Raw genomic sequence first — 11,878 nt, 5'->3', positions numbered from 1 at the left:
TAAAAACAATGGTGTTGTATTAGAAGTTCCAAGTAATGAACCCGTCTTTATAAACACTGTATATATAATCCGCTTCGAAAAGCAGAATAAAAATCAAATAACAGATCAAGAATACGGGGGTCCATACAATAACCCTTCTTAACGATGTTTTTTCGTCCCTTAGGTGCATAAAGTCCCATGCAATGTAATAGGCCTTTACCAAGGTTAGGATTATAAATATCCAGTTGATCAACTTCATGCCCAAAAAGAAGCTATGGGTCAATGATCTTGGTTTGATGATACCCAATACAACCTCGATGGTCGTAACTATTGTTAGGAAGATAAGCACTCCCCAAATTTTTTGGGTATTCGACTTAAATTTTAAAAGTCCTCTAAATATCTCAAGTTTATGTTCGTGTGCCATGTATGCTGAATGTTTTTATACCAAATAAAAGAAAGTAAATACGAATACCCATACCAAATCCACAAAGTGCCAGTAAAGACCAACTTTTTCTACCATTTCGTAATGCCCTCTTCGCTGATAGGTGCCCAAGATTACATTAAAGAAAATGATTATGTTGATCACGACCCCGGAGAATACGTGGAATCCGTGAAATCCTGTAATAAAGAAAAAGAAATCGGCAAACAACCTGTGACCATATTCGTTATGTACAAGATTGGCCCCTTCCACCACTTGGTTGGCCTCCAGTATTTTGGCAAGGGATTGCTTTCTATCCAAAAGTGTTTTTTCGCCTTCCTCGGTCAATTGTTCAGTTCTGATCAGGATATTCGGTGTGGCCTTAAACCCTTCCACTACCTCGTTCAAGGAGTAAGAAGTTTTATAGCCTTCACCTTGGAACCAGATACCTTCACTTGGTTCGTGTTTTACTCTTTCTTCCGGCAAGGTCTTGGCAAAATCTGCCAAAGCGGCCCTTTCCCCCGTCTCGGCATCAACAAACTGTAGGATCCTGCCCGAATTGGTTTCCAAAGCACCAAAATCCCCTTTTATAAAGGTTGCCCATTCCCAAGCTTGTGACCCAACAAATATTGCACCACCTATAATGGTAAGGAACATGTAAAGGATCACGCTTTTTTGTTTCATTTTATGACCTGCGTCCACGGCCAAAACCATGGTCACGGAAGACATGATCAAAATAAAAGTCATAAAGGCCACATAATACATGGGGTAATTTCCATGAAAAAATGGCACGTGGGTAAACACCTCATCTGCAATAGGCCATAACTCTATGAACTTAAACCTTGAAAATCCGTAGGCTACCAAAAACCCGGAAAAGGTCAAGGCATCCGACATGATAAAGAACCACATCATCATTTTTCCATAGCTAGCGCCGAGTGGTTTGTTGCCACCTCCCCAAACGCTGTCTTCTGTACCGGTACTTACCGTTGCATCCATATAAAAGGTCGTTTTATTAAAACTTTCACAAATTTACATTTTTTGATGTATTGAAAAAGATAAACTTGAATGAAAACTGCTCCAATCAAAATTTATTTTACGAAATACATAAATAGAATTAGATATACCCAGATAAAATCCAAAAAATGCCAAAATGAGGCGCCCAATTCCATTCCCAACATATTGTCCGGGGCATATTTTTTTCTTAACTGCTGAACCAATACCACTAAAAGGGTTATCAGTCCGGCCACAACATGTGCAATGTGCACAGCAGCCAACAAAAATACGTAGGACATTTTTATATTGCTAGTGGGCCCTGTAAAATAATAGCCACTCTCCAGCATTTGGGAAAATCCATAAAACTGAAGGGATATAAAAGTTATTCCAAGGGCCAAAGTCAACACCAAGAAAATGGTTCCATTTTTTTGGTTGTTCTTGGCTACAGCCTTTTTTGCCAAGACATAGGTAATACTGCTCAAGACAATAATAGCCGTACTTATAAAAAAGGCGCTGGGCAAATCCAGGTCGCTCACCCAATCTTCTCGTTTGCTGCTCACGATGTAGGCACTGGTCCAACCGGCAAATCCCATGATCAAACTCACTATACCAAACCAGAGCATCATCTTCTTTGCTCTCCTGTTCTTTTCCTTTGCTGTTCCTTGGGTTAAATCCATCTTAGCTAATAAACTTATCTATTACGTATACAATTTGAATCAATGAAATATAGGTTACGCTGGCCAACATCAATCTACGTGCTGAGGGGTTATCCCTATTTTCGTAGAGTTTGAACGCAAAAAATAGCATGACCAACCCTGACAACAGTACAATGGCTGCTGCCGGAATTGAAAGTTGCAACCTTCCGGTAAAACCGAATACAGGTATGATCGATATCACTATCATCCAAATGGTGTACAATATTATCTGCAATGCAGTACCTTTATCCTTATGGCCGGTGGGCAGCATTTTAAATCCTGCTTGTTTGTAATCCTCGTCCAACATCCAGCCCAATGCCCAAAAGTGGGGAAATTGCCAAAAAAACTGGATCATGAACAAAGTCCCGGGTTCAATACCAAATTCGTCCGTTGCCGCGACCCAACCCAACATAAAGGGAATGGCTCCGGGAAAGGCGCCAACAAAGACCGATAGTGGTGACTTGGTTTTCAACGGCGTGTAGACACTGGTGTACAAAAAAATGGAAATTGCCCCGAACATAGCTGTTTTTGGACTTAGTGCAAACAGGGACAATACACCCAAAACCGTTAATACAATGGCAATGATCAATGCTGTTTTTACCGACATTCGCCCGGACGGGATAGGTCTGTTCCTGGTCCGTTTCATCAAAGCATCCAAATCCTTTTCTATGATTTGATTGTATGCATTAGACGCACCTACCATGCAATAACCACCAAACATGAGCAGCAAAACGGAGACTAAATTGATTTGATAGGCTCCCAAAAAGTATCCAGCAATGGAGGAGAAAACCACACTGACAGCCAATTTGGCCTTGGTAATCTCCTTAAAATCTGTAAATAGTAAGGAAAGGGAATTATTTTTTACGGAACCTACGGCAGATTTCATCCACATCTATATTGGCTCGCAAAGATAACGCCAGTGCATATCTTTTGCAACCAAAGCTAAAGTTTTATGATTCTTTGGGTCAATTGCATCAAAAAAGCCCGAATGAAAAAATTCACTCGGGCTTTTCCATTCCTGCCTCGACAGGAATTTTATGTGCTTTTACTGAAGCTTAAACGTAATTGGAATACTAAAAGGAACCTTTACGGGTCTTCCTCTCTGCTTTCCAGGAGTCATTTTAGGTAGTTTTTGAATGATTCGCAATGCTTCTGCCTCCAAATTCTTATCTGGTCCACGCATTCTAATATTTCCGATGCTTCCATCTTTTTGGATAACGAAAATTACACTTACCCTACCTTGAACACCCATTTCTTGGGCAATTTCAGGGTAACGGAAGTTTTTACGGATATGCTTCTGCATCATTTCTTGAAAACATGCTTTTTTATCGCTTGCTCCTTCACAACCTGGGAATACAGGTACATCCTCGATCACCGCAAAAGGAACCGATATATCTTCTTCTACTTCCTCTACTTCAACCTCTTCGATTTCCACTACCTCTTCTTCTTGACTGGTTTCGGTAGATTCGATTACGGTCTCTTCCACTTCTTCTTCATCCTCTACAACCTCGATTACCTCGGGGGCAGCTGGTGGCGGTGGCGGTGGCGGAGTTTTAATCTGCTCGGTCATCGGTACTTCTTCGTCCAACTGATCTTCAACATTCATAGAAATGTCGTAATTGTTGACCTTGTCATATTTTTTCCACTCCATGGCTCCGTAGACTAAAGCCAAAACAGCTGCCAATCCTATAACAAAGTATAGTGCGCTGTTTCTTGCCACGTCCGCTTTCGGGTTCTTTTTTGGTTCCATCCTTTTTCTCCTTTTCTTAATTTAGTGTTTGCTAATTTAATTATTAATTGGTTAAATAAACAATTAAAATTTCCATTTTAACGGGTTTTTCTTAGAAAAAACCCACCGAATTAGTCCTATCCCTGCAAATGCGCCCAGTGTATTTGCCAAAACGTCGCCAAATTCGGCCATACGATCGGTAGTAACGGCATGTTGCAAGGCTTCCATTAAAATTCCATAAGCTATGGCAGTTACAAGAACAATATTGACGGTCCTGTTTATACCAAGGCTTCCTTTGGTTCTTTCCCGCAAACTTAAACAACCCACAAAACCAAAGACCATATAAAATATAAAATGGGTGATTTTATCGGCATATGGAACATTTAGGCGCCCGGCATCCAACTCCATATTCGAGAAAGAAAATAAGCTGAGCATTGTAATAAACATTGCCCAGCTTATAAATAATAAGGTATATATGTTTTTTTTAAGCACCTATAAGGGACTTGTAATCATCCGCGCTCATGAGACCTTCCACTTCGGAGGCATCGCTCATTTTTATTTTTATCATCCAACCATCACCATAAGGATCTGTGTTCACCTTTTCCGGCTCGTCTTCCAAGGCTTCATTAAACTCAACAATCTCTCCGCTGAGCGGCAAAAAAAGGTCGCTAACGGTCTTTACCGCTTCAACGGTTCCAAAAACTTCCTCTTTATCCAAAGTTTCGTCCAAAGTTTCCACTTCAACGTAAACAATATCCCCCAATTCGCTCTGTGCGAAATCCGTAATACCCACGGTGGCGATATCTCCATCTATCTTGACCCACTCATGATCCTTTGTGTACTTTAATTCTGACGGTATGTTCATTACTTTAAGTTTGAATTTGTAGATGGACAAATGTAACGGATTGCTGAAAGCTTTTCAAACAAACTTGAAGACAAAATACAATTAAAAACGATTAGTTCCCAAAGTTATACCTCAAGGTAAAACCAGCATTAATGGTTGTTTGTGGAAATGCCGTGGATACCGCAAACTCGGAGAACGAATGATCATAGAAGAACAAAGCGTTCAAACTTTTGCTCAAGGCATAGTCCGCTGTAAACTTTAAGGACATTAATTTTTGTCCGGATGTGATCTGATTGTTATCGATATCCAAATTTCGGATAATGGTAATATTATCTCGCAACGACAAGTCGGCTTTTAGGTTCAAATCCCCTTTTAACCTCGTTTTTTCCCCTCCAATGTTGGTCACAAATTTTACATCCTTAAACCGGTATCCCAAACCTAGGGTATATTCGCTCCCGTTTATTTCCGTTAACAAGTTGTTGTCAAAACTCAAGGACAATGTTCTACTGGTCCTTACTTCTGCCAATACACTAAAGGAGCTCTGCATCTCAAAGTCCACACGCATCAACGGGCTAAATTCGTCGGTAAGCACTACATTATTGATCAGGGTCTTTGGCAAGAAATCCCCGTTTTCCGGATCTATCGTGGTATTCTGGCGCTCCAAATTCGTTTGAAAGGAGTTAACACTGTACGCTGCTCGATACCCGTGAGTTAATGAGAAGCGTTTAAATTTCTTTTTAAACCAACGATTCTTCATGAGGCCGGTATACTTTATGTTCCAGTTGGGAATCGGAATATCCCTAAAAGCATCCAGGTTTACACGCTCCACATCCTGTCCGGTGTAAGCCGCAAAGAATGCGGGAAGCAGCACCTCTTGTTGAGTTTTACCATACCGCTCCGGAAACCCTTCTTCATCCAATTCACCTGGATCACCACCTCTATCGGACACCAATCGGTTGGCGATAGTAATCCTATTTTGTTTAAACTGCTCAAAAGTTTCAGAATCGAACTCATCGCTTTTATTAAAAATGGTACCGATCATTACCGTGGAAATACTAAAGTTCCCCATTTCGTTGATAAGACCGTCCAAGCCATTGCTCCACTCTTCTGGACTATAGCTTTCTTGTGTAGAGCTCGTAAAACTCCTGTCGGCACTCAAATCTATGGTAAGATCTTGGGTAGGCTGGGCCGTGGCAGTTATATTGAGCTGTTTGTTCATGTTCTGCATAAACTGTGTACTGTACTCCGGATAGTCTGTTAACCATCCTTTTCTGGCCGCTTCAAAACGCACATCTGCCTGGCTACCAAAAACAAAGCCCAATGTTGGACGGGCCGTTCCGATGAACCCTATGGATTGTGTGTAACCTGGTAATACTGTTCCCCTGTTTTCGCTATAATTTACGTTCACTCTTTTTACCATGGTAAGCACATCCACCAATGTATTGAACCCTTTACTTGTTTTTCGCGGGCCATTACCATTAGCTTCATTTACAGGATTACCGGCCTTGTCCCTGCGCACCGGGGCCTGGTTTGCCGTTACTTTGCCGTCTCGTTTTTTAAGCCCCAAAAAGTCATAGAAACGTTGCATGCCCATGTTGGCGGTCAATGTATGCGTACTGGCATTTTGCACCACGTTGATATCCTCATTGGCCACCTCTCGTAGTGCATCCCCACCACGTTGCCAATCAAAATTACTGGTGTAGGTGTATTGTGCATTTATAAAATTGAGGAACGGGATCTTACTAAATGGCAGCTCGTAGTTCAACTGCATTTGTTGTGCATGACGATTGGGCTCCCCCACATCAAAAAAGCCATCCCAAAGATCTAATGCTTCGTTGATTCCAGAATCGGGGTTGTCGTCCACATTAAAATAGTTCCGAACTATGTTGTTGTTGGATGCGGTTAAATTTACCCGTAAAGATTTGGACAGACTATAATTAAGGGCATACTGCCAATTGAACAGGTAATTCCGTTGCTGCAACAATGGCAATTCCAAAGCCTCCACCCCTGGTTCCAAAACATCGCGATACCTTTGTTGATTAAAGGATCGGTTGTAATTGGCATTTACCGATATGCTGGTCGGCAACGCATTAAAGTTCAAATCCTTGAGCCATTGCCAATATTTGCCGGTAAGCATAGAGTCTTTCTTGGCAAAAGGCGCTACAGGTGCCGGTTTAAAATTATGATTGTACACAAATCCTGTCGATACATTTTGATCTCTTAGTTCGGCTACCTCAAAATCCCTATGGTTTGTTTCGTTATAGGAATAGTTAAAGGTGAAGTTTTCTATATCGAAGAAATTCTCTTCCGCTTCCTCCCCTCTATTTTTACGGACACCTATTAAATTAATGCTGGTCCGTTTGGTGTAATCCTCTGCTTGTTGTTTTATGGTTTCGGCCTCTTCTGGGGTAGATGCCGCAGCAATCCTATCATCCAATCTAAGGTCATCGTAGACTGGATCAAATTCGGGGGTGATCAAGGTTTCGGAAATACCATAATTGAACGGTAGTTGTAGGTTCCATTTTTTTGGAAACAATTGCCCTACATTTACATTGGTGACCACATCGTAGGAAATCGCATCTTCCAAGGCACGTTCTGTAGGGGTTTGATCTATAGATCCGAACCCGGAAGTACTTTTGCTTCCGGTTGCTGTCACATTTGCAAAATCGGCCATGTTTGCATCCAAGGCTGCCGTAGCGGCCCAGCCTCCATTGTTTTCCAATCCTGCCAAACGAAGTTCATTGAACCAAACTTCGCCTCTTGAAGGAATATCATCGATATTTTTGATACCTACCATCATTCCACGAATACTTCCCAAGGACGGGTTTCCTCGAATCCCGATTCGGACTCTACCAAGTGTTCTTGGTGCAAACTCATCTACCGGCACAGCTTCACCATCCACAATTTCATAATAGTTGATTTCATCCAAAGTTTGATCGGATATTCCTTTGGATTTCACCTTGCTCAAATCGCTCAGTGCAACATCCAGTTCATTGACGTCCGGCCAAATCTCTTCGGATGATGTTGAACCAAAGGGTGTAAATTGAAGAGGCAATTCCAGTTGATAAAAGTTTTGTGAGAAATCCGTTCCAATTCTCAAGAAACCTACTAAAGGTGTATCGTTATCGGAATAATCGGTATTGAATATTTTTTCGGCGTGCATGAACATTTTTAAACGCTCGTACTGGCGCACGTCGATATTTACATTTTTGAATACTCCCCTGGAATCTTCGGACTCCAAATTTTCCACCACAAATGATAGTGATTGCTCATTTTGGCGGATAATGGTGTTATTATTGTTCAATTGTTCCCGAACTACTCCTGGAGGCAGTACATATGGTATGGGCTGCCTTCCATAATTCTCTTCAATATTTACTGTATTTACATCGGTAACCGTTGCGTCGTCGGTAGGATCATTGTCCACATTGGGCTGTAACGAATTTGTATAGGTCCTCCAGTCACCACGAACCAAATCCAGCGTAGCAAATCGCAATACTACATCATCGGAAAAGCCAGTAAGGTACATTCGCATAAAACTGATGGATCTAAAATCGGAGATTCCCCCAACAGCATCGGTAAAATCGCTCAACGGAATTTTATATTGAATCCATCTACGGTTCAACTGCGTACCATTGGGCAATGTCGGGGTTTGTCCTTCACGAATATCTGTTACATATTGATCATCTATTGTGGTGTTAGGTTTAATCTGAATCCGGTATTCATAATAACTGTTCACCGTGTTCATGGTCAAATCCCTGTCAATATCTTCTACATCGGGCAATGTTGTGGAACCTCTATTGGTATCGGTTACTGCCACCGGGGAGTTCCCCTGAGTATTGTTAAAATCCAAATAACGTTCTAAAATTCCACCATCCCGGTTCAAGTAATATTGATAGTTATCCAATGCAGGGTCTTCTGCCGGTCCATTGTATATAGCGGCCTCCTCGGCATCACCATACCCATCCAGACCTAAATCTTGGGCTGTTCTGTTGGCTTCGTCGGCATCAAAAGCATACACCAAGGATTGAGTCGATGGTACCTGTCCCCAGATAGTTTCTCTGGGCACCTCATTGTTCGTGCTTGCAGGAAGTCCATTTTCGTATTGTTTACGACCGTCCTTTAAAATATCCTCGGAGATGTTCCCCAAGTTCAAAACCAATTCGCCCGCATTGTTACCTGCGGTTTCGCCATCAATATAAGGGTCCAATACCCAAAACTGTACAAATTCCACATTGGATTGCTCAAAATTGGTACTGCTCAATGGTCGCATTATACCTGCCCATTTGGCTTCGGGTGTTTCGCTCTCAAAACTTGGATTGGCGTTGTAAGGTCCTTTTTGGTTAGGGTAATACACAATATCCAATGTGCTCTGCACCTGGGTCTGCCCTTGGGCTATATCGGTCTCAGTAAATACTTCATCTATAAATACCCTACGGGTCGAGTTCAAGGAAATATCGTTGTCCGACATTCCAGAAGGTCTTTGGTTGGTATAAAAAATAGGGTCGATGGTGTACCACGCCATCTTTGCGCGTTCATAGCCCACATCGATACCGGTTCTATCGTTTAAAAATTCCACTGGCGGACTTGCCAAGGTCCATCCTAGGGACGAGCGAATATCGATCAAAGCCTGGGCCCCTTCAAAATCGTCCAAATAAGTCGTTGTTTCCCCTTGAAAATCCGCATTTTTTGGTGAGTTGGGCCTTAAAAAAGCGACTTCACCGCGCAATGATAGGTTAGAGGGTACATCGGTATCTATATTCGGTAACTTGTTCGCCAAGCGGGTCAGAAACGGCATTTCCGTACTAAAGTTTCCATTTAGACCAAAAATTGTATTGTTCACCGGTTCTATTCCGTAGTTAGATTTTTGGGTGAGCGGCCGTTCGTTCAGATTGAGCAAGGTACCGCCCAAAACAAATTTATCGTTGAATTTATGCTCTACGTTTACCCCCGCAAATCTTCGTGTTTGCTGTCCGAACACGGCATTATTTTCCACCGAAATATTGATCGGTGTGTTGGATGCCTCCAAACTTGGGTCCAAAAGCTGAACCGTACCCGCTTGATAATTTACCGTGTAATCGATGCCTTCCTGCAGTTGACGACCACCGGCAGTTACCGTTACGGAACCCTGGGGCACATTGAATGCCCCGATCGGAATACCGTTTCCGGATTGCGAAGTGTAACGTCCTTTTATTTGGAATCTATTTTTCTCGGCATCTTGCAAGGAAGCTGCTTTGGTCTTGGCATACATGTTTCGGAAAACATAACGCTGCTGGTTGGGGTTGTATCCTTGATCATTGTCCACATCATAGACCCCACCGCCCAAAAGCTCAAAGAGATACTCTCCAAACGGCTCTACCTTGGTAAAAATAATTCGCCCCGATTGTGAATCTACTGTAATGCCCTCAACATAATCAAAGAAGCCATCGCCTCCCGGCTGTACATCATTGTAAATATTTAGACGATCCAGATTGAAAACATTCAACAATATTTGATCTTGTAATCCCGTGGGCCACCCAGCATTTGGATCTACGGGCGTAATGTAGTTCCTCGGCGTAGGATCGGAATAGAGTATATTCAGTTTAAAATCTTCTTGATTTAGTTGATAGGCCCCTGTGGAGTAGATATTTTTCATCATCAAATCCCAAATAGGGTCTTGCACATTGGTAATGTTGCTCTTGAGCAGTTTCAGTACCAAGGAGTTGTTTTCTATAAGATTGGAATTTGGCGGTATTGTTGTCGCGTCCACACCTCCGTTGGCAAACTCTCCCACTTGAAATACTTGTCCGTCAAAGGTATATTGAAAAGCCACACCCAAAACTTCATCGTTGCTCAAGCTCTGGCTCAAGGAAATATATCCTAGCTGGGAATCAAACTCGTAGTCACGACCAGGTTCCAACTTACGTGCATTTTCCAAAATGGCGTAATCGAACCCTTGGTTTACGGTGTAGCCGGGTATATTGAACCCCGATTCTACAGTTGCGATATCCCTAATGGATTGTGTAAGGGCCCCACTGCCAATCTGATTGGGATCGTATGCGTTGGCGGCATTCTGGGGCAAGCCCGATGCTACCGCAGAAGGGTTGAAAAAGCCGGCAGGGTCGCCATTGTTTACACCAATACGGGTATTATCGGAAATAGCCTCTCCCAAATCCTGGATGGCCACCACGTTCCTGACGTTCTGTGTCTGCTGATTCCTGTTGGTCACCCACACCTCCAAACGTGTAATTTGCACCCTACTTTGAACAAAAGGGTAAAATTCCAAGGCTCTGTCGTAATTATCCCTGAAATAGTGGGCAAGGAAAAAGTGACGGTCCTCATCGTAATCCAAGGCGGTCAAGGCGAACTCATTCACAGTTCCTCCGCCTTGCGCAACTACAGTATTGCTTTGTGAACGTTGTTCCGAGAACACTGCTGTTACGGTTGTTTTTCCGAACTGCAATTGGGTTTTTACACCGAATAAGCTCTGCGCCCCAGTAATCAAGGAACTATTGAGGGGCATATTTACATTACCAATTTCTATTTTACGAAGGATATCGTCCTCGGTCGGGGTATAATCCAGTTTTACCAAGTTCTGAAAATCGAAAGTAGCCTCGGTATCATAATTTGCAGTTACCTGAAGTCGCTCGCCCACTTTTCCCAATAAACTTAGACTGATGCGTTGGTCAAAATCAAAAGAAAGATTGGTTCTATTTCTGGGCGATAGTGCCGGGTTATCGTTTTTTTGCCATAAAACACCAAGATCCATGGCCACCGAACCTTGCGGAATCACCTCTATTGTATTACCTCCAAAGACAGACTCAAAAAAGTTGCTGTTAACATAAAAATTGGGCAATAGGTTTTTTCGGGCCTCCTCACTTCCTTCCTTTTTTCCCGCATAGGCATCCGCTTTCTGCTTAAAGTAGGATTTCATCTGTTCCTTTTCGATGAGCTCATAATACTGTTCCGGAGTCAAGATCAACGGGTAATTGACATTAAAATCACCTATGCTCTCGGTGTAAACGTATGTATTTGTTTTGGGGTCGTAGCTGTACTTGGCAACAATACTGTCCGGGTTTTCCATAATAAGGCGACCTAGAGCAACTCCGGTCTTTACCGAGTCTTGGACCTGCTCATTGGTGTCCTGTGCCATTGTTACGGAAATGGACAGAAAACATACAACAAAGAAAATGTACCTAAAACGTGCCTGTTTAAGTATTGGTTTTGCCCCTTTTTTCAAACTA

Annotated in this window: 8 protein-coding genes; all 8 read right to left on the bottom strand. The window is 42.5% G+C overall.

Features of this window, described 5'->3' with window-relative positions; translation table 11 throughout:
- Positions 1-19: 19 nt before the first annotated feature.
- The 8 genes from ABTP35_RS09995 to sprA all read right to left on the bottom strand — a co-directional run bounded on the left by ABTP35_RS09995 (position 20) and on the right by sprA (position 11,874).
- Entirely contained in the window at positions 20-403 is a 384-nt protein-coding gene (locus ABTP35_RS09995; RefSeq protein WP_224835438.1) for a cytochrome C oxidase subunit IV family protein, read from the bottom strand.
- Between the two features lie 15 nt (positions 404-418).
- Positions 419-1,393 carry a cytochrome c oxidase subunit 3 gene (locus ABTP35_RS09990; RefSeq protein WP_252078994.1) on the bottom strand — a complete coding sequence of 325 codons (975 nt, stop codon included), beginning with the start codon at positions 1,391-1,393 and terminating at the stop codon, positions 419-421.
- Positions 1,394-1,485: 92 nt separating this feature from the next.
- Entirely contained in the window at positions 1,486-2,067 is a 582-nt protein-coding gene (locus ABTP35_RS09985) for a heme-copper oxidase subunit III (protein ID WP_369884947.1), read from the bottom strand.
- Between the two features lies 1 nt (position 2,068).
- The gene (cyoE, locus tag ABTP35_RS09980) at positions 2,069-2,971 is read right to left on the bottom strand and encodes a heme o synthase (protein WP_252078993.1); all 903 of its coding nucleotides are present in this window, start codon (positions 2,969-2,971) and stop codon (positions 2,069-2,071) included.
- A gap of 159 nt (positions 2,972-3,130) precedes the next feature.
- The gene (locus ABTP35_RS09975) at positions 3,131-3,835 is read right to left on the bottom strand and encodes an energy transducer TonB (RefSeq protein WP_293296642.1); all 705 of its coding nucleotides are present in this window, start codon (positions 3,833-3,835) and stop codon (positions 3,131-3,133) included.
- Between the two features lie 63 nt (positions 3,836-3,898).
- Positions 3,899-4,249: a VanZ family protein gene (locus tag ABTP35_RS09970; protein WP_252078992.1), complete on the bottom strand. Its 351-nt coding sequence runs from the start codon at positions 4,247-4,249 to the stop codon at positions 3,899-3,901.
- Between the two features lie 49 nt (positions 4,250-4,298).
- Complete coding sequence (gene gcvH, locus ABTP35_RS09965) at positions 4,299-4,679, bottom strand: glycine cleavage system protein GcvH (protein WP_224835444.1); 381 nt, start codon at positions 4,677-4,679, stop codon at positions 4,299-4,301.
- A 91-nt stretch (positions 4,680-4,770) separates the two neighbouring features.
- Complete coding sequence (gene sprA, locus ABTP35_RS09960; RefSeq protein WP_293296645.1) at positions 4,771-11,874, bottom strand: cell surface protein SprA; 7,104 nt, start codon at positions 11,872-11,874, stop codon at positions 4,771-4,773.
- Between the last annotated feature and the right edge of the window lie 4 nt (positions 11,875-11,878).

This window comes from Flagellimonas alginilytica, from assembly GCF_042134605.1.
In the GTDB taxonomy this organism is placed as follows: domain Bacteria; phylum Bacteroidota; class Bacteroidia; order Flavobacteriales; family Flavobacteriaceae; genus Flagellimonas; species Flagellimonas alginolytica.
This window is presented reverse-complemented; position numbering and strand designations above follow the sequence as displayed.